The sequence below is a fragment of the Krasilnikovia sp. MM14-A1259 genome, assembly GCF_047159535.1.
Taxonomy (GTDB): domain Bacteria; phylum Actinomycetota; class Actinomycetes; order Mycobacteriales; family Micromonosporaceae; genus Actinoplanes.
Genome location: NZ_BAAGAJ010000002.1, coordinates 1305336 through 1329195 on the forward strand (window position 1 = coordinate 1305336; position 23860 = coordinate 1329195).

Consider the following 23860-nt stretch of genomic DNA (forward strand, 5'->3'; position numbering starts at 1 on the left):
CCGGGCCGCAAATCCGAGGAGTGGTCCGGGCAGACCACTGTCATGCCCGTGTTGTCTTTTCCAAAGATGCTCAGATGACGTCCGGAATTGGTTTTCAGTTCTCGCTCGATGGCGAAGAAGAGTTTGAGGTTGACGCTGCGATCGATTGGCTGAGAGCTACGGCTTCGGTGCGCGCGGATTCCACGCAAGGCGCGATCGATACCGACAGCTTTGCCAACGTCATTTTCGATGCAGCCGAGCAGGGATTCAGGTCAACAGGGTATTCACCGTGGCACGATCACAACCTATTCAGCCTGCTCAGTACATTTATTCATGGCGGCGGCGCCCCGTGGTTTGAGGACGTTTACACGCTCGCAGGGTTCATGATTGACAGCCCAAGCACCTGTCGTATCTACGTCCGGCTTGCTAGGACCAATGAAACCTGTGGTCTTCGGATTCCGCTAATGCGGTCTGATGGGCGGATTCGATCGGGTATGGCGGGCAGCCTTCCGCAAGCGCTTACGTCCCTCATCAACACCGAGACGCTATTCGTCCAGCCGGAATTAGACGCTGAGGATACATACTGTTCCAAGGTGTTTGACATGACCACCTGGGTTGATCCTCCAACACCCTGACCTCGTTGCGTTACTCGCATGAGGGCGGCTCCCCAACTGATCGGGAGTCGCCCTCTTGATGTGGTTACGTCACACGGCACGGTCGGCCATGCGAGGCACGTCGGACGCTCGTTCGTGCGAATGAACTCCCGAGCGGCCTCCCGCGCCACCGCAGCGAGCCCGCGTAGCCGTCATCGACGCGGAGGACGATCTCCACGAAGCCTTCCCGCGCGCACAGGGCGCGCAGGTCGGCGATCATGCCGTCCCGGGACATGTTGGTGCTGCCTACTGCCTTGCTGCGTCGCACATTGAGCGACGCCCGCATCGATCCTCCCCGGCCTGATGAGGTGTTTGGAGGCGAGCCGCATTACGCGGCGGGCAGGTCGGTACGGCGGGCCCGCCACCGGCGGGGGCTCTCGCCGAACTGCTGCCGGAACCATCGGGAGAACGCGCTGGGGGCGGCGAACCCGAGCAGGTCGGAGATCTCGGTGAGCCGGTACCGCTCGCTGGACAGGTACCGCTCGGCCAGCCCGGCGCGCACCGAGTCCACGATGGAGGTGAACGTGTCGCCGGTGGCGGCGAGGTGCCGGTGCAGGGTGCGGCGGTCCATGCCCATGCTGCGGGCAACCTGGTCGACGCCGCACCGCTTGGCCGGCAGCAGCATCTCCACGAGGTCCCTGACCTGGTCCGCGGTGGTGGCACCGCGCGGGGCGGCCAGCGATTTGAGCATTTCCTGGCCGTGGGTCTCGGATTCGGGGCCGGACAGCAGGTTCGGCGCACCGAGGTCCTTGGCGTACAGGACCAGGCCGGTGAAGTCGTGGCCGAAGTGGACCCGCCCGCCGAACACCCGCGCGTAGGTGCTGGTGTCGGCCGGCGCGGCCTGGGAGAAGCAGGCTGACAGGGGCTGCCATTGCGGGCCGAGCACCTCGCGGACGATGCCGTGCAGCGCGCCCACCGCGAGCTGCTCGGCCTGGGTGGAGGGGGCCGGTTCACCCATCTCGAACCACAACCGGATGGTGGCGAGCCCTTCGGTCTCCGCGACGCGGATCCGCAGCGCCTCGTTGTAGCTGTGCTCGTAGCGCATGAGCAGGCCCAGTGCATCACGCAGGGTGGGCTCGCCGCGCAGCGCCAGGCTGAGCGGGCCGAGCGTCGACAGCCGCCGGAACTCGGCGAGGCGCAACCCGAAGTCGGCGTGCTCGCAGGCGCGGGCCGACAGCTCCAGCAGCCGGGCGACGCGCACCACGGGAACCCATTTCTCGGGGCTGGCGAGGTCGGCCGGGTCGAGGTCGACGGCGTGCATCAGGGCGGCCGGATCGCCCCCGAACGACTGGGTGAGCTGCAAGTACCCACTAAGTGAGGCATACCGGATGCAAGGCCTCAAAACACCCTCCCCGCTGTCCCCGAGGGATAAGAAATGTGTCCCAAGGAGTAAAGCATGTGGCACGCATCACGCCTACTGTTGCCTCCATCACGGCCCCAGTGGTCGATAGGGAGCCCACGCAAAAACAGGCGGCGGGGGATCCCGCCGCTTCGTGAGGAGGCAGCTCGTGGCGAAGGCAATCCGCTTCTACACCGCCGGTGGTCCGGAGGTCATGCGGTGGGAGTCGGTCGAGGTGGGCGAGCCCGGCGCGGGTGAGGTCCGGGTACGGCACATGGCCGTCGGGCTGAACTTCGCCGACACGTACTTCCGCAGCGGCCTCTACCCGGCCGCCCTGCCCGCCGGGATGGGTGTCGAGGCGGCCGGGATCATCGAGGCGGTCGGCCCGGGCGTCACCGGATTCGCCGAGGGTGACCGGGTCACCTACACCGGCAGCCCGCTGGGCGCGTACAGCACGTCGCGGGTGATGTCCGTGGCGCCGCTGATCAAGCTGCCGGACACCATCGGGTTCGAGACCGCCGCCGCCATGACCATGCGCGGACTGACCACGTCCTACCTGCTGCGGCGAATCGCGCCGCTGAAGGCGGGCGACACCGTGCTGCTGCACGCGGCCGCGGGCGGCGTCGGCCTGATCTTCTGTCAGTGGGCGAAGCTGCTGGGCATCACCGTCATCGGCACGGTGTCCAGTGACGAGAAGGCCGAGGTGGCCCGCCGCCACGGCTGCACCCACACCATCGTGTACCGGCGCGAGGATGTCGCAGCCCGGGTGCGTGAACTGACCGACGGCCACGGGGTGCCGGTGGTTTACGACAGCATCGGGGCCACCACCTTCGCGCAGTCGCTGGACTCGCTCCGGCGGCGGGGGCTGCTGGTCTGCTTCGGCACGGCCAGCGGCCCCATCCCCCCGATCGACGCGATGCAACTGGCGATCAAGGGTTCGCTGTTCGTCACGCGCCCCGCGCTGGCCGACTACATCGCGGACGAGTCCGAGCGGGCGGCGCTCGCCGGGGAGCTGTTCGACCACGTCGGCTCCGGCCGCATCACGATCGAGATCAATCAGCGGTACGCGCTCGAGGACGCCGTCCAGGCCCACCGCGACCTGGAAGCGGGCCGCAGCATCGGCTCCTCGGTCTTCAGCCTCGAAGCAGGCAACTGACCCACTCCCCCCTAGGAGGTCCCCATGACGGACATCATCGACGACACGGTCCGAGTCTCCGCGGGCTCCATCGAGGCGCACCCGCTGACCGTGCACATCGGTGCCGAGCTGCGCAACGTCAACCTCGCCGAGGCGGCCCGCAGCGACGACCTGTTCGCGGAGCTCAAGGCGCTGCTGCTCAAGTACAAGGTGCTGTTCGTACGCGACCAGGACATCAGCCGGGCCGAGCACGTGGCGCTGGCCGAACGGTTCGGCCCGCTGGAGGACCACCCGGTGGCCGGCAGCGACCCCGACCACCCGGGCCTGGTGCGGATCTACAAGGACCTGGACAGCCCTGCCGAGCACTACGAGAACGCGTACCACTGCGACGCGACCTGGCGCGAGGCCCCGCCCATGGGGTGCGTGCTGCGCTGTGTCGAAGGACCGCCGGTGGGCGGCGACACGATCTGGGTGAACATGGTCGAGGCGTACCGGCGGCTGCCCGACGAGGTCAAGGAGCGCATCGAGGGGCTGCGGGCCCGGCACAGCATCGAGGCCAGCTTCGGCGCCAACATGCCGGCCGAGCAACGGCTCGCGCTGCACGAACGGTTCCCCGACGCGGAGCACCCCGTGGTGCGCACCCACCCGGAGACCGGCGAGAAGGTGCTGTTCGTCAACGCGTTCACCACGCACTTCACGAACTTCCACACGCCGAAGAACGTGCGGTTCGGGTTCGACTACACCCCGGGGGGCAGCGAGCTGCTCAACTACCTGATCCGACAGGCGGCCGTACCCGAGTACCAGGTGCGGTGGCGCTGGACCCCGAACAGCTTCGCGATCTGGGACAACCGCAACACCCAGCACTACGCCGTCCAGGACTACTGGCCCGCCGTCCGCAAGATGGAGCGCGCCGGGGTCATCGGCGAGAAGACGTACTGATTTCCCACCACCACCCCGGACAGGAGACTCCCCCATGCACTTCCTCGACGACTCGCTGTGGCCGGAGACCCAGGAGAAGCTGGTCATCACGGCGGCTCCCTACGGCCCCGAATGGGAGCCCGGCGACTTCCCCGAGGACATCCCGGTCACCATGGACCAGCAGGTCCAGGCCGCGATCGACTGCTACAACGCGGGCGCCACGGTCCTGCACATCCACGTACGTGAGCTCAACGGCAAGGGCTCCAAGCGGATGTCGATGTTCAACGAGCTGCTCGGCCGGCTCCGCGAGGCCGTGCCGGACATGATCCTGCAGATCGGCGGTTCCATCTCCTTCACCCCGGAGAACGAGGGTGAGCAGGCCAAGTGGCTGGAGGACGAGGCCCGGCACCTGCTGACCACGCTGGACCCGGCGCCCGACCAGGTCACCATCGCCATCAACACCAACCAGATGAACATCGTGGAGTTGATGACCGCCGACGACATCGCCGGCACCTCCTTCGAGCGGCCCGCCCTGCACGAGGCGTTCCGCAACATGGTCGTCCCGGCCGAGCCGGCCTGGGTCGAGGAGCACCTCAAGAGGCTGCGTGCCGCCGGCATCCAGCCACACTTCCAGCTGGCCAACGTCGCCCAGCTGGAGACCGTCGAGCGGCTCGTGCGCCGCGGCGTCTACACCGGACCGCTCAACGTCACGTGGGTGGCCATCGGCGGCGGGTTCGACGGTCCCAACCCGTACAACATGATGGAGTTCATCCGCCGGGTCCCGGACGGCGCGATCCTCACCCTGGAATCGATCATGCGGGCCGTGCTGCCGATCAACACGATGGCGATCGCGATGGGCCTGCACACCCGCTGCGGTAACGAGGACAACCTCTGGGGTCTCAAGGGCCAGAAGATGACCTCGGTACGGCAGATCGAGTCGCTGGTCCGTATCGCCGGTGAACTCGGCCGCAAGGTGGCCGACGGCAAGGAAGCCCGCGACATCTACAAGATCGGCGAGTACTGGGACAGCGCTGACGAGGCACTGGCCAAGCTCGGCTTCGCGCCCAACCGCAAGCCCGGCCAGCTCGGCTTCACGTTCCACGCCTGACACGTCACCACCACCACCTTTGCGTGGGGTGCGGCCGTCCGCACCCCACGCACGCTCCTCCCCAAGGCCACCTCCCCCAACCCCTCTCGGCACATCTCCTTGGAGCGACGTATGGCCATGCAAGTCAGTGCAGGTGTCACCGCCCCAGCAACCCCCTTCGCGCGGACCCGCCGGATCTTCCCGTGGGTCGTGTTCGCACTCACGTTCGGACTGCTGCTGTCCGACTACATGTCGCGGCAGGTTCTCTCGGCGGTCTTCCCGTTCCTGAAGCAGGAGTGGGGACTCTCGGACACCCAACTCGGTAGCCTGACCAGCATCGTGGCGCTCACGGTCGGGGTGCTCGCCGTGCCGTTGTCGCTGGTCGGCGACCGCTGGGGTCGGGCGAAGTCGGTCGTACTGATGGCCGTGGTCTGGAGTCTGGCCACCATCGGCTGCGCGCTGGCCGCCGGGTACGGGCACCTGCTCGCGGCGCGTGTGCTCGTCGGCGTGGGCGAGGCCGCCTACGGCAGCGTCGGCCTCGCGATCGTGCTGGCGGTCTTCGCCGCAAGCAAGCGGGCGTCGCTGACCGGCGCGTTCATGGCCGGCGGGTCGTTCGGTTCCGTGCTGGGCGTGGCGCTGGGCGGCGCGCTCGCGGCGCAGTTCGGCTGGCGCTGGGCGTTCGCGGCGATGGGCATCTTCGGCATGGTGCTCGCACTGGGGTACTGGGCGGTGATCAGCGAGCGCCGGCTCGCCACCCACAAGATCGACGACGATGCGGACGCCGGACCGCGGCTCGCCGGCACGCAGCAGCGGGCCAAGCTGTCCACGTTGTTCTCCACGCCCGCGGTGGTGCTGGCGTACCTCGGTGGTGGCCTGCAGTTGTTCGTCGCTGGTGCGCTGTTCGCGTGGCTGCCGAGCTACTTCAACCGGGGCTACGACATGGCGCCGGCCAAGGCGGCGAAGGTGGCCGCGGTGTTCATCCTGCTGATGGGCATCGGCATGATCGTCTGCGGGGCGATCGCGGACCGGGCCGGCAAGGTACGGCCGATCAGCAAGTGGACGACCGCCATCGTGTTCTCCGCGGTGACCGTCGTCTTCCTCGCCGCGGCCTTCACGATCAAGCCAGGCGGACTGCAGATGCTGCTGCTCGCGGTCGGCTGCTTCTTCGCCGGCGGCACGACCGGTCCGACCGGCGCGATGGTGGCGCGGCTGACCCACGAGTCGATCCGGGCGACCGCATTCGGCACGTACACGTTCTTCAACAACCTGCTGGGCCTGGCGGCCGGGCCGCTGGTCACCGGCATCCTGGCCGACCGGTACGGCCTGGAGTTCGCGATGCAGTGCGTCCCGCTGGTGGCCGTGGCCGCCATCGGACTGCTGATCGCGGGCCGGGCGGCCTACCCGTCCAGCGTCGCGAAGCTCGACCGGGCAGCCGAGGCGGGCGCCCAGTGACGACGGACCCGGGCACGGTGGTCATCACCGTGCCCGGGCTCCGGGGGCACGTCGAGGAGCACTGGCAGACCCGCCTCGCCGCCACCACGCCGAACGTCCGGTCCGTCCCGCCGCTCGGGCGCGACAACCCCAGCCTGGACGAACGGGTCGTGGACCTGCACGAGGCAATCGAGGCGGCCGACGGTCCCGTGGTGCTCGTCGCGCACAGCGGCGGGGTCGTCACCACGATCCACTGGGCGGCCCGCCACGGCGAATCGATGCCGGGACGCATTCGCGGCGCGCTGCTCGCCACGCCGCCGGACCTGGCCACGGAATTGCCCCCGGAGTACCCGTCCCTGGCCACCCTGGCCGGTCTGGGCTGGCTGCCGATCCCGCTGCAGCGGCTGCCGTTCCCCAGCATCGTCGCGCTGAGCAGCAACGACACGCTCGGCGACCCGGTGCGGGTGCGGGCCATGGCCGCGGCGTGGGGCAGCCGGATCGAGGAGATCGGCCCGGTCGGCCACCTCAACCCCGCGTCCGGGTACGGCGACTGGCCGCAGGCCGTACCTCTGATCACGGAACTGTGCACCCTGGAGGCCCTGCGATGACCCTGAACCTGGCCACCCTGCTGGAGGACAGCGCCCGCCGGCACCCCGGCCGCGACGCGGTCGTGCTCGGCGACACCCGGCTGACGTACGCCCAGCTCGACGCGGCCGCCAACCAGGTGGCGAACGTGCTGGCCGACCGCGGTGTGCGGCCAGGTGACAAGGTCGCGCTGTCCTGCCCGAACCTGCCGTACTTCCCGATCGCCTACTACGGCATCCTCAAGGCCGGCGCGGTGGTCGTCCCGCTCAACGTGCTGCTCAAGGGCCGCGAGGTCGCCTACCACCTGGCCGACTCGCAGGCCACGGCGTACCTGTGCTTCGAGGGCACCGCCGAGCTGCCGATGGGCGCCGAGGGTTTCGCCGGCTTCCAGCAGGCGCCGGGCTGTGAGCACTTCTTCCTCGTCACGGCGGATCCGGCCGCGGCCTCCCCGATCGAGGGGGCGACCACGCTCGGGTCGGCGCTGGCCGGACAGCCCGCCACGTTCGCCACGGCCGGCACGAACGAGACCGACACCGCGGTCATCCTCTACACCAGCGGCACGACCGGGCAGCCGAAGGGCGCCGAGTTGTCGCACGCGAACCTGGTGCTCAACGCGCTCACCTGCAACCGTCTGTTCGGTTCGCTGGCCACGGAGCACGAACGGCACCTGATCACGTTGCCGTTGTTCCACTCGTTCGGTTCGACGGTGCAGATGAACGCGGGCATCTCGGTGGCCTCCACGCTGGTACTGCTGCCCCGGTTCCAGCCGGAGCAGGCGGTGGAGCTGCTGCACCGGGAGAAGATCACGTTCTTCGCCGGGGTGCCGACGATGTACTGGGGCCTGCTCGGCGCGCTGCACGACGGCGTCGACGTGGCGGAGATCGCGCGCAACATGCGGGTGGCCGTCTCCGGCGGCGCGTCGCTCCCCGTGGAGATCATCAAGCAGTTCAAGGAGCGGTTCGGCGTCCAGATCCTCGAAGGGTACGGGCTGTCCGAGACGTCCCCGGTGGCCACGTTCAGCGACCCGGAACGCGACCCGCGGCCCGGCTCGATCGGCGTACCGATCTGGGGGATCGAGGTCAAGCTGATCGATCCGGAGTGGAAGACGATCGAGGGCACCGACGAGGTCGGCGAGATCGCCATCCGCGGGCACAACATCATGAAGGGCTACTACCGCCGGCCCGAGGCCACCGCCGAGGTGATGCGCGACGGCTGGTTCCGTACCGGCGACCTGGCCCGGCGCGACGCGGACGGATTCTACTACATCGTCGACCGCGCCAAGGACATGATCATCCGGGGTGGGTTCAACGTGTACCCCCGGGAGATCGAGGAGGTGCTGCTGACCCACCCGGCCGTCTCGCTGGCCGCGGTCGTCGGGGTGCCGCACGACACCCACGGCGAGGAGGTCAAGGCGTTCGTCATCCGCGGCGGCGAGATCACCGAGGACGAGCTGATCGCCTGGTGCCGGGAGACCATGGCGGCCTACAAGTACCCGCGCATCGTCGAGTTCGTCGACGCGCTGCCGATGACCGCCACCGGCAAGATCCTCAAGCGCGAGCTGGCCGGACGGTGACCGCGGTGAACGTCGGGGTCGCCGTCGCGGTCCCGCCGCGGCAGCGCCCCGCCGGTCTGATCCCCGGCCTGGTCGCGGCCGCCGTGGGCCTCGGCGGCGCCTTCGCCATCCACCAGCTCGTGCCGAAGGTGGGCGTGCTCACCTGGGCGGTCGCCCTCGGCGTCGCCGCGGCCAACCTGCGGGTGCTGCCCGGCGCGTGCCGGGTCGCGCTCGGGCTGCTGACCAAGAAGCTGCTGCGGGCCGGGGTGATGCTGCTCGGGTTCTCGGTGTCGATCGGGTCCATCGTGGCGCTGGGCGCGCCGGTGATCGCCATCGTGGCCGGCACGCTGCTGTCCACGCTGCTGTTCACCACGTGGCTGGGCAACCGGATGAAACTGGGCGGCCCGCGCAGCCTGCTGATCGGCACGGGCGTCGCGATCTGCGGGGCGTCCGCGATCGCCGCGATGGAGGACGCCGCGGGCGCCGACGACGAGGACGTGACCGCCGCCATTGCGATGATCACCCTGTTCGGCACGGTCGCGTTGGTCGCGTTCCCGCTGCTGCGCGGCCCGCTCGGGCTCAGCGGCGTACAGTACGGCGTCTGGACCGGCGTGGGTGTGCACGAGGTCGGCCAGGTGGTAGCCGCCGCCAGCCCGGCCGGCGCGGCCGTCGTCACGGTCGCGGTCATCGTCAAGCTGACCCGGGTGCTGCTGCTGGCGCCGGTGGTAGCCGGGGTCAGCGTGGTACGCCGGCTCCGGTCGCCGCTGGCGGGCGCGGGCACGAAGCGCCCCCCGATGGTCCCGCTGTTCGTCCTCGGTTTCCTCGCCTGCGCGGGCCTGCGCAGCACCGGCATCGTCCCGCAGATCGCGCTCAGCTGGATCAGCACCCTGCAGGTGACCGCGCTCGGTGCCGCCCTGTTCGGGATGGGCGCCAGCGTGCACCTGGCCTCGCTGGTACGCCGCAGCCCGGGCGCGATCGCGCTCGCGGCGGTGTCCACGTTGTTCGTCACCGGCGTCGCGCTCGGCGCGACCCTGCTCTTCGTCCACGGCTGATCGGGCCGATCACCGCAGAACCGATGGGAAGACCACCAATGCACAACATCGACTTCGACATGTTTCGCCTGTCCGAGGACCACGAGGCCCTGCGCGAGGCGGTCCGGGCGGTCGCCCAGGACAAGATCGCACCGCACGCGGCCGAGGTCGACCAGGCGGCGCAGTTCCCGCAGGCCGCGTACGACGCATTGGTCGCGACCGACTTCCACGCTCCCCATGTGCCCGAGGAGTACGGCGGGGTGGGCGCGGACGCGCTGGCGACCTGCATCGTGATCGAGGAGGTGGCGCGGGTGTGCGCCACGTCGTCGCTCATCCCCGGCTGCAACAAGCTGGGCAGCCTGCCGTTGATGCTCGGCGGTTCCGAGGACCTCCAGCGGCGGTATCTCACCCCGCTGGCGCAGGGGGTGGCCGCGTTCTCGTACGGGCTGTCGGAGCGGGAGGCGGGCAGTGACACCGCGTCGATGACCACCCGGGCCGTCCGAGCCGGTGACGAGTGGATCCTCAACGGGCAGAAGTCGTGGATCACCAACGCGGGCTTCTCCGAGTACTACACCGTGCTGGCCGTGACGGACCCGGACGGCCGCCGGGGCGCCAACATCAGCGCGTTCGTGGTGGAGAAGTCCGACCCCGGGTTCACGTTCGGCGCCAAGGAACGCAAGCTCGGCATCAAGGGCTCGCCCACCCGGGAGCTGCACTTCGACGACGTACGCCTGCCGGCCGACCGGATGATCGGCGCGCCCGGCGAGGGGTTGAAGATCGCCCTGCGGACGCTGGACCACACTCGGGTCACGATCGGCGCCCAGGCGGTCGGCATCGCCCAGGGCGCGCTGGACTGCGCGCTGGAGTACGTCCAGGAGCGCAGCCAGTTCGGCAAGCGCATCGCCGATTTCCAGGGCATCCAGTTCATGCTCGCCGACATGGCGATGACGCTGGAGGCGGCGCGGCAGCTCGTGTACGTGGCCGCGGCCAAGTCCGAGCGCAACGACCCCGACCTGCCGTTCTTCGGCGCCGCCGCGAAGTGCTACGCGTCGGACGTCGCCATGAAGGTCACCACGGACGCGGTGCAGCTGCTCGGCGGATACGGCTACACGCAGGACTTCCCGGCCGAACGCATGATGCGCGACGCGAAGATCACCCAGATCTACGAGGGCACCAACCAGGTGCAGCGGGTCGTGATGGCACGCCAGATGCTGGCCCGCGGCGGAGCCTGACGGGCGAGCCGGACACGGAGGTGATGCGATGACGGGCAGCACGATGGCCGCCGGCCGCGACCCGCTGTCGCTGTCGCGGCAGGCCGAGGACCTCGAAGGGGCGGGCCGGCTGGCCGACGCCGAGCGGCTGTGGCGCGGCGCCCTGGCGGGACCGGAGCAGCTGGCCCGGTTCGCGCGGTTCCGGCTCGCGGGGCTGCTGGAACGGCTCGGCCGCACCGGCGACGTCGAGCAGATCTGGCGCGAGGCCGCCGCGGCGGGTGATGCGGTGGCGCGCATCCACCTGGCCGTACTGATGGAGCAGCGGGGCGAGCTGGCCGCGGCCGAAGGGTGGTGGCGGGCCGCGGCCGACGCCGGGGATGCGCGCGCCCGGCGGCGGCTCGTCGACCTGCTGGACCGGCAGGGCCGCACGGCCGAAGCCGCCGGGCTCTGCCGGGAGGCCATGGCCGCGGGCGACGCTACGGCCGCCGCCCGGCTCGCCGCTCTCCTGCGCTGAGCTCGTACGGGTCAGTTGAGGCGGCGCAGCGGCCTCCCGGCCAGGTATGCCTGAATGTCCTCGACGGCTTGGCCGTAGTAGGCGTGGTAGTTGGCCTGGGAGACGTATCCCAGATGGGGCGTGGCCAGCAACCGCGGTGCGGTACGCATCGGGTGGTCCGCGGGTAACGGCTCGACGTCGAACACGTCGATCCCGGCGCCGGCGATGGTGCCCTCGTACAACGCCCCGAGCAGGGCTTCCTGATCGACGATCGCGGCGCGGGACGTGTTGATCAGATACGCGCCCGGCTTCATCACCGCAAGCTCGGCAGCGCCGATCAGGCCCCGGGTGCGGTCGCTGGATGCCAGGTGGACGGAGACGAAATCGCTCTCCCGCAACAGGTCTTCCTTGATGGCCGCCAGCCGGACGCCCGCCTCGTCGGCGCGTTCCCGGGTGAGGTTCTGGCTCCAGGCCACCACGTCCATGCCGAAGGCGAGACCGACCGCGGCCACCCGGCTACCGATCTTGCCGAGACCCAGCAGCCCCAAGGTGCGGCCGTGCAGATCCGCGCCGACGGTGCTCTGCCACGGCCCGCCGGTACGCAGCGCATCGTGCTCCGCGACGACGTTGCGCGCCAGGCCCAGCAGCAGCGCCCAGGTGAGCTCGACGGGCGGAGTCGAGGAGCTGGCCGTGCCGCAGACGGTGACGCCGCGCGCGGCGGCGGCCGCGAGATCGATGACCGAGTTGCGCATGCCACTGGCGACGAGCAGCCGCAGCCGGTCGAGGCGTCCCAGCACCTCGGCGGGAAAGGCGACCCGCTCCCGCAACGTCACGACGATGTCGCAGTCCCCGATGGCCGCCACAAGGTCGTCGGCTGTGGCGAAGTGCTCGCTGAACGTGACGAGCTCGACCTCGTCGGCCAGCACCGACCAGTCGGCGAACTCGGTGGCGACGTTCTGGAAATCGTCGAGGATGGCGCATCGCAATGGCATACCGTGTCACTCCCTGTTGTCGACGGGCCACGGCCGGGACGAACCGGCACAGCGATCTTGCCCGCCCGCACCCGTGTGCCACGCAACGGGTCAGCCTCGGGTGCGCACGGGACCGCGTCGACACGCACGAGGGCCGAGGCCGCCTATCGATCCGATGACGGCACGGCCCGCGGACCGGGAGTGGCGATCTGCTGCGTGTCGACCGCCAGCTCGGGGAACTTGGCGTCGAACGCGGGGCGCTCCGAGCGGATCCGCGGCATGCGGTCGAAGTTGCGCAGCGGCGGCGGGCAGCTCGTCGCCCACTCCAGCGAGTTGCCGTGCCCCCACGGATCGGCGACGTGCACGGTCCGGCCCGCCCGGTACGACTTCCACACGTTGTACAGGAACGGCAGCGTGGAGACGCCGAGGACGAAGGCGCCGATGGTGGAGATCGTGTTCAGCGTGGTGAAGCCGTCGCCGGGCAGGTAGTCGGCGTAGCGGCGCGCCATCCCCCGGGCACCGAGCCAGTGCTGGACCAGGAACGTGGTGTGGAACCCGATCAGCGTGAGCCAGAAATGGACCTTGCCGAGGCGTTCGTCGAGCATGCGGCCGAACATCTTCGGGAACCAGAAGTAGATGCCGGCGAACACCGCGAACACGATCGTCCCGAACAGTACGTAGTGGAAGTGCGCCACGACGAAATAGGTGTCCGAGACCTGGAAGTCGAGCGGCGGTGACGCCAGCAGCACCCCGGACAGTCCGCCCAGCAGGAACGTGACGAGGAAACCGATCGCGAACAGCATCGGCGTCTCGTAGCTGATCTGCGCCTTCCACATCGTGCCGATCCACACGAAGAACTTCATGCCGGTCGGCACCGCGATGAGGAAGCTGAGGAAGCTGAAGAACGGCAGCAGCACCTGGCCGGTGACGAACATGTGGTGCGCCCACACGCTCATCGACAGCGCCGCGATCAGCAGCGTCGCCGACACCAGGCCCTTGTAGCCGAACACCGGCTTGCGGCTGAACACCGGGATGACCTCGGTGATGATGCCGAAGAACGGCAACGCCACGATGTACACCTCGGGATGGCCGAAGAACCAGAACACGTGCTGCCACAGCAGCGGCCCGCCGGTGGCGACGTCGTACACGTGGGCGCCGAGAATCCGGTCGGCCTCCAGCACCAGCAGCGCGGCGGCCAGGAACGGGAACACCAGGATCACCATGAGGCTGGTGACCAGGATGTTCCACGTCAGAATCGGCATCCGGAACATCGTCATGCCGGGGGCGCGCAGCGTCAGGATCGTGGTGATCATGTTGACCGCCCCGAGGATCGTGCCCAGACCCGACAGCACCAGTCCGAACGCCCACATGTTGCCGCCCACCCCGGGCGAGTTCAGGGCGTCGCTCAACGGTGTGTACGCCGTCCAGCCGAAGTCCGCCGCGCCGCCCGGGGTGAGGAACCCACCGACCGTGATGATGCCGCCGAACAGGTAGAGCCAGTAGGCGAACGCGTTGAGCCGGGGAAAGGCCACGTCCGGGGCGCCGATCTGCAGCGGCACCACGAAGTTCGCGAACGCGAACACGATCGGCGTCGCGAACAGCAGCAGCATGATCGTGCCGTGCATCGTGAACAGCTGGTTGAACTGTTCCGGCGACAGGAACTGCATGCCCGGGCGGGCCAGTTCGGCGCGCATCAGCAGCGCCATCAGGCCGCCCAGCATGAAGAACACGAACGCGGTGATCATGTACATGATCCCGATCTGTTTCGCGTCCGTGGTGCGCAGCACACGGGCCAGGGCCGAGCCGCGCACCATCGGACGGACCGGATAGGCCCGCGTCACGGTCGGGCGGGGAACGGTCGCGGTCATCGCAGCCTCCGGGGACGAGTCGCGGCGGGCGATCGCCGCCGAATACCCGCATATCGCCACCCCAAACCGGGCGAGGGCCGAGCCTTCGACGCCGATCACGATCGACGGACAAAACCACCCGGCCCCCGCAGCCGTTGCCGAGCACCCTGACCCGTCAACGCGAGGGAGTCCGAAGGGGCCGCCGTCACATTCGCCCGAGGGCGTGGCGGCGACCCCGGCCGCCGGTGGCAGCGTACGGGGCAAGCGCGGCCGGGCAGGCCGGTCCACCGTACGGGCGAGGCAGCACACCATGAGCTTGTCCTATGTCACCTACTGCACCGCGATCGAACGGGAGACGCACCGGTTCGTCCAGGTCACCGCGGGCGCCGATCCCGCCACCCCGGTCCCCGCCTGCCCGGGCTGGGCGCTGACCGACCTGATCCGGCACACCGGCAACCTCCAGCGGTGGTTCACGGTATTGCTGCGCGACCTGGCACAGCAGCGGCCCGCCCGGCCCGAGATCGACCCGGACCTGCCGTCCGATCCGGCGGCGTACCCGGGCTGGCTGACCGCCGGCGTCACCGCGGCCGGTGCGGTTCTGCGCGTCACCGACCCGGACGCACCCATGTGGGCGTGGGGCCCCGACAAGCACGCCCGGTTCTGGGCGCGCCGGATGCTGTTCGAGACGCTGGTCCACCGCGCCGACGCGGAACTGGCGCTGGGCCTGAACCCCGGCATCGACGCCGAGCTCGCCGCCGACGGGGTCGACGAGTTCCTGACCAACCTGCCCTCCGCCCTGCCGTTCGCCCCGCAGGTGGCCGGGCTGCGCGGCGCCGACGAAGTGATCCGTTTCGAGTGCACCGACGTCGATCGGCAGTGGGCGGTGCGCCTGCGCCCCGACGGGTTCGGCCTCGACCCGGACGGCGAAGCACCGCACGCGAGCATCCGGGCCACCGCCGCGGACCTGCTGCTGTTCGTGTACGGCCGGCCCGCCCCGGCCGGCCGCGCGGTCACCCGTCTCGGCGACGAGGCGCTCATCACGCGGTGGTGCACGAACTCCCGGTTCTGACCGGCAACGGCTCAGCTTGATCAATCCCAGGCCGATGGGCCAATGGATGAGGGCTGCGCCGACCGGAAGGGACACCATGACGATCAGCACCGATCTGGTACGGATGTCCCCTGTCGGGCCGTTCTTCCGGTTCGTGGAGCAGGTGCGTGAGCTCGTCGATCACGACCGGCTGAACGAGGCACTGGTCATGACCGATGAGCTCCAGTGGGTCGCCGCGGCGTTCCACGATCGCCCCACGGTCGACCTGCTGATCCAGCGCCGCATGTACACGTACCTGGAGCTGCAGCAGTATTCCGCGGCGCTGGCGGTCGGCGCGCAGCTGATGGCTCGCCACCGCGCGGTCGGCAACCTGCCGGGCGAGGCTCGCACCGGCGCCGACCTGGCCGAACTGTGCCTGCTGGGAGGTCGGGTCACCGAGGGGATGCGCCACCTGGCGCGGGCCGGCCTGCTCCTGGAGAGCACGACCCGCCACAACGAGGGCTACCACGGCGCGCTGTGCTCGTACGGCGACGCGGCCGCCGCGGCCGGGCTGTACGACGTGGCCGCCGCGTTCTACGAGGAATTCCACGCCAACTGCGCGTCGACGGTCCGTGCGGTCTTCGAATACCGGTACGGCAGCCTGCTGGTGTCCTGGGGGCTGTGGCTGGACCAGGTCGGCCAGAGCTTCGAGGCGGGCCACCGGTGGCGCCGGCTGGAGGAGATCACCGGCGCGTGGCTGACTACGCTCGGCCCGGCCGCCGCGGCCAACGACGTCGAGGTCATCACGAGCGCCCGAGCGCTGGCCCTGGCCAAGCTCGGCCGCCACGACGAGGCCATCGCGCTGGCCCAGCCCGTGGTCGTCGCCCGGCACACCGGCCCGTACACCGCGGTGGACGTGTGGTGGGCCCACCTGGCGCTCGCGGTCGCGCTGCGGGCCCGCGGCGAGCACGAGGCCGCCCGCCGCGAGTCGCTGGCCGCCGACTACCTGGTGTGCCAGGACATCATGGCCGCCGATGACCGGCTGCTCGTGCAGCGGGAACTGGCCGTGCTCAACGCGGACGCGCTCGGCCGGGAGGCGTGCGGCGACCTGCTGGTCGCTCTGCAGGCGGAGGCCAAGCACCTGTGGCGCCAGCGGCGGCAGCGGCTGGCGATGCTGCACGAGGCGCGCCAGCGGGAGGAACTGGAGATCGCCCATGCGCGCACCCACGACGCCCTGCTGCGTGACCCGCTCACCGGGCTGGGCAACCGGCGCCGCTTCGACCAGGTGATGAGCGGGCTGCGGCCCGGCGACGGCATCCCGCCGGTGAGCCTGGTGCTCATCGACGTGGACAACTTCAAGACCATCAACGACACCCATTCGCACACCGCCGGCGACCGGGTGCTGCGCGACATCGCGGCCATCATCGGCGCGCACTGCCGGCGCGACATCGACACCCCGGTCCGGTACGCCGGGGACGAGTTCACCGTGTTCCTCGACGGCGACCTGGCCAGCGCGGCGGCCGTCGCGGAGCGGATCCGCGCCGCGGTCGCCGCGACGGACTTCGGCCACCTCACCCCGGGCACCCCGGTGAGCATCAGTACGGGTGTGGCCACACTGCGCGCCGGGATGACCGCCGCCGACCTGTTCCACGCCGCCGACACGAACCTGTACCGGGCCAAGCGGGGCGGCCGCAACCGCGTGGCGGCCTGAGCGAACGCTGCGGCGGCGCCGGAAATCCGGTTGCCGGGCCGAGTGGCCGGCGGGCAGGGTGCTGTCCATGACGTTCTGACCGGCACACCCCGCTGTCTCTCCGGCCCGCGGCGCAATCTGCGCCTGGTGCGCCGTCCGCCCGTACGTATCTGAAGTGAGCGTCTGTGTCTGTGTCCCCGGCGCGGCAGGAGAATCTGCCGCGATCCGCCGCCCCCGCCTCCGTCTCCGTGTTCGCCTCCGAGGCGAGCTGGATCGAGTCCACCGCCCTCGCCCAGTGCCACCAGGTGGCCGCACTCGACGGCATGATCCACGTGGCCGCCATGCCGGATCTGCATCCCGGCAAGGGCGCGCCGATCGGCGCCGCCATGTCCTCGACCGTGTTGTATCCGTTCCTGGTGGGCTCCGACATCGGATGCGGGATCGCGGTGTTCCCGCTGCGGCTCAAACGCGCCGTCCCGGAGCGGATCGCGGCCCGCTTTCCCGACCTCGACCGGGCCCTGCACCCGAAGGACGACGCCGACGATCCGGCCTGGACGGTGCTGACCGGCGAGATCCCCGCCGGTCACCTCGACGGTCTCGGGACGGTCGGCCGCGGCAATCACTTCGTGGAGCTGGCCCGGATCGAGACCGTGTGCGAGCCCGGCCGGGCGGGGCAACTCGGGCTCGCGCAGGGCGACCTCGTGCTGCTCGTGCACAGCGGATCCCGTGGCCTCGGCGAGCGGATCCTGCGGGCGCACACCGAGCTGCACGGCGCCGGTCCCGCTGCCGATCCGGCCGCCTACCTGGCGCAGCACGACGACGCAGTGCGGTGGGGTTCGCTGAACCGGCGGCTGATCGCCGCCCGGGTCGCCGGTGCGCTCGGCGCGCAGATCACCGAACCGGTCGTCGACCAGTGCCACAACCTCGTCGAGCGGCGCGACGGGAACTACCTGCACCGCAAGGGGGCCGCCCCGGGTGACGGCCGGGACGTGCTGATCGCCGGCACCCGCGGCACCCGGTCCTATCTGGTGGCCGCGCACGCCGGGCCGGACGCGAACCATTCGGTGGCGCACGGGGCGGGCCGCAAGATGTCGCGCGCCGACGCGCTGCGCCGCGGACGGGCCAAGCACACCGTCGAGGAGCTGCGCCGTACGCCGCTGGGGTCGGTCGTGGTGTGCGGTGACCGGCAGTTGCTGTTCGAGGAGGCGCCGACGGCGTACAAGCGGATCGACCAGGTGATCGCGGATCTGGTCGGCCACAAGCTGGCCACCCCGGTGGCGGTCACGGTGCCGCTGGTCACGTACAAGACGCCGGAGGCCGGGTCGGTGCCGCGGCGCGACCGGCGTCGCGGGCGAGGACGCTCGTGAGGGCGCCGAAGTAATCCCTGGAGGGTGATTTCCGGGGGTGGTTCCGCGTCTTACGGTTGGCCCGACCAGCGCGGTTACCACGGGAAGGTGAACCAGTCATGCCGGATCAGGCCGCCTTCGGGCCGATCGATTTCGTGCTGTTCGAGTTCCCCGGCGACGCCGACACGTCGGCGTGCGCCGCTGCCCTGATGGACCTGATCGAGCGAGACGTGATCCACCTGTACGACCTCATGGTGATCCGTAAGGCGCTCGACGGCTCCTACTCGGGCGTGGACCTGACGGACGTGACCTCGGAGGGCGCCGCCGGGTTCACCGCGTTCGCCGGCGCGCAGTCGGGCCTCATCGGCGACGACGACCTCGCGCAGGCCGTCGACGTGATGGAGCCCGGGACGATGGCCGCGATGATCGTCTTCGAGAACACGTGGGCCGGCCGGTTCGTCAGCGCCGCGCTGGACGCGGGCGGCGAGGTCATCGCCAGCCAGCGGATCCCCGCGACCGCCGTGGTAGACGCACTCGACCAGCTCGAAGCTATCCGCTGACCCCTGACAGCACGGAGGATGCCATGCCAGGACTGTTGCGAGGGATCGCCCGTACGGCGGTGGTGGCCGGTACGGCCAGCGCGGTTGCCGGACGGGTCCAGCGCCACCAGGCCGAAAAGTTCGCCGACCGCGACGCGAACATCTACGCCGACCGTACGGCGGCGTACGACCAGCGGATGGCCGGGCAGTACCAGCAGTACCAGCAGGCCGCCCCACCGCCGCCCCCGCCCGCGGCGGCCGATCCACAGGCCAACGTGATCGACCAGCTCAAGCAGCTGGCGGCATTGCGGGACCAGGGCGTGCTGACGGACGACGAGTTCAACGCCCAGAAAGCGAAACTGCTCGGCTGAGGACGACTGCGGCGTGCCCCGCTGCCGCTAGGGCGCGGGGCACGCCGTGGTGCAGGTCAGGGGCGCGGGGCCGCGCCGCAAGGCAGGCCAGGTCAGGTCACGGGCGTGTCGGCGCGCAGCAGCGCGGGGCTCAGCGCCGGTGCGGCCAGGTCGCGGCTGCGCACGGCGGCGGCACCGGCCCGCGACGCTTGGCGCAGACATTCGGTCAGCGGGGCGCCGCCGAGATGGGCGGCGAGGAAACCGGCGAAGAACGCGTCGCCGGCGCCGTTGGTGTCGACCACCTCGCCGACCGGTGTGGCGGGCACGTGCAGGACCTGCCCGTCCGGCGTGCAGGCGAGTGCGCCCCGGTCACCCTGCGTGCACACGGCCAGGCGGGCACCGGCCGCGACCCGGGAACGCAGGAACGCCTCGGGATCGTCGAGGCGTTCGCCGCTGAGGAACAGGTAGTCGGCCGCGTCGCGGAACTCCCGGTGGAACTCGCTGGTGCCGTCGTAGTCGTGCAGGTCGCACCAGACCGGTCGGCCCGCGCGGCGGGCGGCCTGCAGCACGGGGCGGGAGTGATCGGCGAGGTCCGCGACGACAGCGTCAGCTCGCGCGATCAGCTCCGGCGTGACCGCGGGGTTCTCGGCGGCCCGCGGCAGGCTCAGGTACACCGACAGCCGGTGGCCCTGGTCGTCCATCAGGTTGACGTGCCGCTCGGAGCCCTCGTGCGCAGGAGTGGCCAGTACCTCGATGCCGTTGTCGCGCAGTGCGTCGGTGATGCGGCGGCCGTGGTCGTCGGCGCCGACGACCGTGGCCAGGGTGACGTGCACGCCGAGGCGGGCCAGGTTGAGGGCCTTGCCGGCGGAGGTGCCACCCAGGGTCTCGTGGTGCCACCGGGCGAAGACGGTGTGCGGCTGCGGGGGCGGCAACTCGGCCACGTGGACCACGAGGTTCCACGACGCCGGGCCCACGATGAGGACGCGGTGCATGGCGACATCCTGCCGCATTCTGCAAGGATTTTCATCATCCTGCGATGAGCATCCGTGATTCGGCGCACAAGCCGGCGGTCACCCCGCGACCCATTAGCTCGCCCTTGACCTGGGACTGGATCCGAAAGGCCGCACCCGGCCCGGAATTGCATGAAGTTGACTGTTCTTGCAAGAACTTGCAGGCTGATCGCGACCCTGGACGTCGTCGATGCGGAGAGACCAGCATGCGATCCACCACCCCCCACCCGAGCCCCGCCGCCGCACCGCAGCATTCCGCGCGGGCCGTCAGCCTGCTTCTGGCGGGTGTGGCAGCCACCGTGCTGGCCGCTCCCGCCCCCGCATCCGCCGCGCCGGTGGATCCCGGCGCCGTGGTGAGCACGTCGGCGGCGACCGCCAGCCCGGTCATCCGGTTCCAGGCCGGCTGGACCACCACGGTCGACGGCGTCGTCACCGCGAACAGCCCGGTCCTCGTGGACTACGACCCGTCCCGCCTGCCGACCTGCCGCGCCCAGTACGCCGGCGGCGACGCGTGGAGCATCAACGTGGAGTACCGGGTCGACGGTTCGGCGGTGCAGCGCCAACCGGTCACCCAGCTCAACAGCAACCGCCGGCAGGAGAAGGTGCTGGCGTCCCTGCCGCTCGGCGCCGGGGCACACGAGTTGGAGCTGTGGTTCGTCTCCGGCGACCGCGCGGGCTGCCACGAGTACGACTCCCGGTACGGCGCGAACTACCGGTTCACGATCGCGCAGTAACGGCCCGGCCCGGCCCGCCGCCGCTCACCGCGGTGCGGACCCGGCGGGCGGCGGCAGGATCCGCGCCAGCCGGCTCGCGGCGGCGGACCGGTCGGCTGCGCCCGCCTTCGCGCAGATCTGCGCGACGTGTGTCTGCACCGTCCGGACACTGAGGAACAGCCGGTTCGCGATCTCCACGTCGGAACGGCCCGCGGCGATCAGTTCGGCGATCTCGGTCTCCCGGGCGGTGAGCTCGAAACCCGCCGGGGAGTCGTCGTCCAGGCCGAGACGGTGCCGCAGGTCGAGCGCTTCGCGGCGCAGACCGGCGGCGCCGTCGTCGGCGTAGATCGCCAGGGCGTGCTCGACGCAGCCACGGGCGGCGGACAGGTCGCCACACCGGCCGTGCGCCGCGGCGGCGAGCTGCCAGGCGCGGCCCGCCTCCATCAGCAGTTCGGCCCGCACCAGCAGGGCCGCCGCGGTCGTGGCCTGCCGGGCCGCGGCGGCCGGCTCGGTCTGGCTGCGCGCGTACGCGCGGGTCAGCGCGGCCAGGCCCTGGCCGACGTCGCGGCCCGGGTCGGCGACCTGCTCGGCGAGATCGGCCCACCGGGCAGCCTCGGCAGGATGGCCGCGGCCGGCGGCCGCCTCGGCGAGCACCGAACACGCGATGAGCCGGTTGTGCGGGTAGAGGTCGGGTAGCGGGGCTCCGCCGCCCGCGGCGACCATCGCATCCCGGCCACCGTCGACGTCCCCGGCGGCGATCCGGGCGAACGCCAGCATCGCGCGAGCCGTGGCGAGCCACACCCGGCTGGAGGTAGCCGCCGCGACCGCCTGCTCCCCCACCGCGATCGCCTCCGGGTACGCGCCGGCGCAGCGCAGCAGCCAGCACTCCGTGAGCAGCGCCAGCGCCAGCGGCTCGTCGGCCCCGAGCAGGCGGGCGATGGTGGTGCCCTCCTCCGCGGTACGCCGCGCCGCCCCGATCCGCGCGAGCCGGGCCTCGACGAACGCCTGCGCGGCCAGCAGGTACGGCAGGATGTACCCGTGCCCGGCCGCCACCGCGACCCGGCGGCACCGGTGCAGCCGGCGCAATGACTCGTGCGGGCCGTCGAGATACAGCCCGCTCCAGCACAGCCAGGCGAAGACGTCGATCTGCCGGGCGATGTCCTCGTCGGCGAGCGCGTCGATCAGGTGCCCCGGTGCCGCCGCGTCGGGCGACCCGTACCCGGTCATCTGCTGCAATGCCGTGGCGATGCGTGCCGGTGCGGTGCCCGGCCCGAGCTCGATCACCCGGTGCAGCAGCTCCCCCGCCTCGCGCAGCCGGCCCTGCATGACGCCGTAGGTGGCCAGTTGCAGGCACAGGTCCAGTGCGTCGGGGGCGGCGCGCCCGGGCAGCCGGGCCAGTTCGTCGGCCAGCAGCATCCGGGCGTCATCGGGCCGGCCCAGCAGCCGCAGCAGGGTGCCGGTCCAGGCCACGGCGTCCGCCCGCCGCGGATGGCCGCCGGGCAGGTGGTCGAGCACGGCGCCCATCGTGGCGCGGGCGTCGTCCAGCCGCCCGCCGGCGACCTGCCGGCCGGCCAGGTAGGTGAGCAGGTCGGTGCGCTCGTCCAGCATGGTGGCGGGCAGCAGCCGCAGGGCGGCCCGCAGCCACTCCACCGCGGTGGCCGGTGCCTGCACGCCGACGGCCCGCGCGGCGGCGACCAGCGTGCCCGCCGCCTCGGTGTCGCCGGGTGACGCCGACCGCGCCACGTGCGGCGCCCGCACCCGCGGCGGCGCACCCACCTGCGCCAGGTACACCGCCGCGCGGGCGTGTGCCCCCAGCCGCCAACCGGCGGGCGTGGACGCGTACACGACCTGGCGGATCAGCGGGTGCCGGAACCGGAACCGGCCCGCACCGGGCACCGGCTGCAGCACGTACCGGCCGGTGAGCGCGTCGATGCTGCGCAGGGTCGCGTCCGCGGGGAGCTGCGCCACCGCGGCCAGCAGCGCGGGTTCGATCTCGTACCCGCAGACGGCCGCGGCGGCGGCGACCGCGCGGTCCAGCTCGCCGACCGCCGCGAGGTCGGACATGAGCGCCGCCCGGACCTCCGGGGGCAGCTCGGGCTCGCCGATGAGGTCATCGACGGCTTCGCCGTCGGCTTCGGGTACGGTCGCCGCCGCATCGGCCGGCCCGTCCCGGCCCGGCGCGAGGTCGGCGCGGCGCAGTGCCTCCAGATACAGCGGGTTGCCGCCGCTGAGGCGGTGCAGCTGTCGCACCCGGACGGTGTCCGCACCGGCGCCGAGCAGCGCGCGAACGTCCGGTTCGCGAAGCGGCGCGAGCCGCAGCCGGTGCACGTGCGACTGCCCGGCGGTCAGCGCGGCGGCCAGGCGCGCGGGCACCTGCGCGGGACGGTACGCCACCGCCAGCAGCACCCGGGCGACCGGCGGGCGGCGCAGCAGGAACTCCAGCAGGTCGACCGACGACGGGTCGGCCCAGTGCACGTCGTCGAGCAGCAGCACCAGACCGGCCGGGTCGGCGAGTGTCTCCAGCGCCCGGCGCAGCGCGCGCATGGACCGGAACCGCTGGACCGCGCTGTCGTCGGCGCCCGGCCCGGCGGGTGCGGCGAGCAGGCCGCCGAGGATGTCGTGCACCGGCTGCAGGTCGACGGTCGCGTCGCGCGGCCCGGACCCGTCGCGGCGGACGTGGTCGTCGAGCGCCTCCACGAGCGGCGCGAACGGGACCTCCTGCTCGAATTCCGTGGCGCGGCCCGTGATCGTGTGGAAGCCCTGGCGCCGGGCCTGCTCGGCGAGCTCGGCCAGGAGCCGGGTCTTGCCGATGCCCGGCTCGCCGACCACCTCGACGACCTGGGCGCTCCCGGTGGTGGCGCGCAGTGCCTCCCCCAGGATCGCCGACTCCGCCTCGCGTCCGACCAGGGTGGAGCACCCGCTCGACACGGCCATCAGACTGCCCTCCCTGCGG

General features: G+C 71.2%; 21 protein-coding genes. 16 read left to right on the top strand and 5 right to left on the bottom strand.

From position 1 onward, the window contains the following. Positions 1 to 74: 74 nt before the first annotated feature. Positions 75 to 614, top strand: a complete 540-nt coding sequence (locus ACMCNK_RS05555; RefSeq protein WP_412735321.1) for a hypothetical protein — start codon at positions 75 to 77, stop codon at positions 612 to 614. A 346-nt stretch (positions 615 to 960) separates the two neighbouring features. On the opposite strand, the gene ACMCNK_RS05560 is transcribed toward ACMCNK_RS05555, so the two are convergent. After that, positions 961 to 1935 carry an AraC family transcriptional regulator gene (locus ACMCNK_RS05560; RefSeq protein WP_412735322.1) on the bottom strand — a complete coding sequence of 325 codons (975 nt, stop codon included), beginning with the start codon at positions 1933 to 1935 and terminating at the stop codon, positions 961 to 963. A 205-nt stretch (positions 1936 to 2140) separates the two neighbouring features. Between ACMCNK_RS05560 and ACMCNK_RS05565 the strand changes: the two genes are divergently transcribed. The 9 genes from ACMCNK_RS05565 to ACMCNK_RS05605 all read left to right on the top strand — a co-directional run bounded on the left by ACMCNK_RS05565 (position 2141) and on the right by ACMCNK_RS05605 (position 11435). After that, a complete protein-coding gene (locus ACMCNK_RS05565) occupies positions 2141 to 3127 on the top strand; it encodes a quinone oxidoreductase family protein (protein WP_412735323.1) in 987 nt (328 codons plus the stop codon). A 24-nt stretch (positions 3128 to 3151) separates the two neighbouring features. Continuing rightward, the gene (locus ACMCNK_RS05570; RefSeq protein WP_412735324.1) at positions 3152 to 4045 is read left to right on the top strand and encodes a TauD/TfdA dioxygenase family protein; all 894 of its coding nucleotides are present in this window, start codon (positions 3152 to 3154) and stop codon (positions 4043 to 4045) included. A gap of 34 nt (positions 4046 to 4079) precedes the next feature. Then, on the top strand, positions 4080 to 5132 hold the full coding sequence (locus ACMCNK_RS05575; protein ID WP_412735325.1) for a 3-keto-5-aminohexanoate cleavage protein: 1053 nt from the start codon (positions 4080 to 4082) through the stop codon (positions 5130 to 5132). A 111-nt stretch (positions 5133 to 5243) separates the two neighbouring features. Next, entirely contained in the window at positions 5244 to 6563 is a 1320-nt protein-coding gene (locus ACMCNK_RS05580; protein WP_412735326.1) for an MFS transporter, read from the top strand. Continuing rightward, complete coding sequence (locus ACMCNK_RS05585) at positions 6560 to 7150, top strand: RBBP9/YdeN family alpha/beta hydrolase (RefSeq protein WP_412735327.1); 591 nt, start codon at positions 6560 to 6562, stop codon at positions 7148 to 7150. Before ACMCNK_RS05580 ends, ACMCNK_RS05585 begins: the two co-directional genes overlap by 4 nt. Further along, positions 7147 to 8700 carry a long-chain-fatty-acid--CoA ligase gene (locus ACMCNK_RS05590; protein WP_412735328.1) on the top strand — a complete coding sequence of 518 codons (1554 nt, stop codon included), beginning with the start codon at positions 7147 to 7149 and terminating at the stop codon, positions 8698 to 8700. The genes ACMCNK_RS05585 and ACMCNK_RS05590 overlap by 4 nt, the downstream gene beginning before the upstream one ends. Before the next feature lie 5 nt (positions 8701 to 8705). Next, positions 8706 to 9731 carry a YeiH family protein gene (locus ACMCNK_RS05595; RefSeq protein WP_412735329.1) on the top strand — a complete coding sequence of 342 codons (1026 nt, stop codon included), beginning with the start codon at positions 8706 to 8708 and terminating at the stop codon, positions 9729 to 9731. 23 nt (positions 9732 to 9754) lie between these two features. Continuing rightward, entirely contained in the window at positions 9755 to 10942 is a 1188-nt protein-coding gene (locus tag ACMCNK_RS05600) for an acyl-CoA dehydrogenase family protein (protein ID WP_412735330.1), read from the top strand. A 28-nt stretch (positions 10943 to 10970) separates the two neighbouring features. Further along, a complete protein-coding gene (locus ACMCNK_RS05605) occupies positions 10971 to 11435 on the top strand; it encodes a hypothetical protein (protein ID WP_412735331.1) in 465 nt (154 codons plus the stop codon). An 11-nt stretch (positions 11436 to 11446) separates the two neighbouring features. Here the strand turns inward: ACMCNK_RS05605 and ACMCNK_RS05610 are convergent, their stop codons facing one another. Continuing rightward, entirely contained in the window at positions 11447 to 12406 is a 960-nt protein-coding gene (locus tag ACMCNK_RS05610) for a D-2-hydroxyacid dehydrogenase family protein (RefSeq protein ID WP_412735332.1), read from the bottom strand. 143 nt (positions 12407 to 12549) lie between these two features. Then, positions 12550 to 14253: a cytochrome c oxidase subunit I gene (gene ctaD / locus ACMCNK_RS05615; protein WP_412735333.1), complete on the bottom strand. Its 1704-nt coding sequence runs from the start codon at positions 14251 to 14253 to the stop codon at positions 12550 to 12552. 289 nt (positions 14254 to 14542) lie between these two features. Between ctaD and ACMCNK_RS05620 the strand changes: the two genes are divergently transcribed. The 5 genes from ACMCNK_RS05620 to ACMCNK_RS05640 all read left to right on the top strand — a co-directional run bounded on the left by ACMCNK_RS05620 (position 14543) and on the right by ACMCNK_RS05640 (position 19205). Continuing rightward, positions 14543 to 15301, top strand: a complete 759-nt coding sequence (locus tag ACMCNK_RS05620) for a maleylpyruvate isomerase family mycothiol-dependent enzyme (RefSeq protein ID WP_412735334.1) — start codon at positions 14543 to 14545, stop codon at positions 15299 to 15301. A 76-nt stretch (positions 15302 to 15377) separates the two neighbouring features. Beyond that, complete coding sequence (locus tag ACMCNK_RS05625; protein ID WP_412735335.1) at positions 15378 to 16970, top strand: diguanylate cyclase; 1593 nt, start codon at positions 15378 to 15380, stop codon at positions 16968 to 16970. A gap of 164 nt (positions 16971 to 17134) precedes the next feature. Continuing rightward, positions 17135 to 18316: an RNA ligase RtcB family protein gene (locus ACMCNK_RS05630; protein ID WP_412735336.1), complete on the top strand. Its 1182-nt coding sequence runs from the start codon at positions 17135 to 17137 to the stop codon at positions 18314 to 18316. A gap of 98 nt (positions 18317 to 18414) precedes the next feature. After that, positions 18415 to 18855, top strand: coding sequence for a DUF6325 family protein (locus tag ACMCNK_RS05635; protein ID WP_412735337.1), 441 nt, complete (start codon positions 18415 to 18417; stop codon positions 18853 to 18855). A 23-nt stretch (positions 18856 to 18878) separates the two neighbouring features. Further along, on the top strand, positions 18879 to 19205 hold the full coding sequence (locus ACMCNK_RS05640; protein WP_412735338.1) for an SHOCT domain-containing protein: 327 nt from the start codon (positions 18879 to 18881) through the stop codon (positions 19203 to 19205). Between the two features lie 92 nt (positions 19206 to 19297). Here the strand turns inward: ACMCNK_RS05640 and ACMCNK_RS05645 are convergent, their stop codons facing one another. Continuing rightward, positions 19298 to 20194 carry a carbohydrate kinase family protein gene (locus tag ACMCNK_RS05645; RefSeq protein WP_412735339.1) on the bottom strand — a complete coding sequence of 299 codons (897 nt, stop codon included), beginning with the start codon at positions 20192 to 20194 and terminating at the stop codon, positions 19298 to 19300. 206 nt (positions 20195 to 20400) lie between these two features. On the opposite strand from ACMCNK_RS05645, the gene ACMCNK_RS05650 reads away from it, so the two are divergent. Further along, on the top strand, positions 20401 to 20928 hold the full coding sequence (locus ACMCNK_RS05650; RefSeq protein WP_412735340.1) for a DUF6209 family protein: 528 nt from the start codon (positions 20401 to 20403) through the stop codon (positions 20926 to 20928). A 24-nt stretch (positions 20929 to 20952) separates the two neighbouring features. On the opposite strand, the gene ACMCNK_RS05655 is transcribed toward ACMCNK_RS05650, so the two are convergent. Next, entirely contained in the window at positions 20953 to 23841 is a 2889-nt protein-coding gene (locus tag ACMCNK_RS05655; protein ID WP_412735341.1) for an ATP-binding protein, read from the bottom strand. Positions 23842 to 23860: the final 19 nt, after the last annotated feature.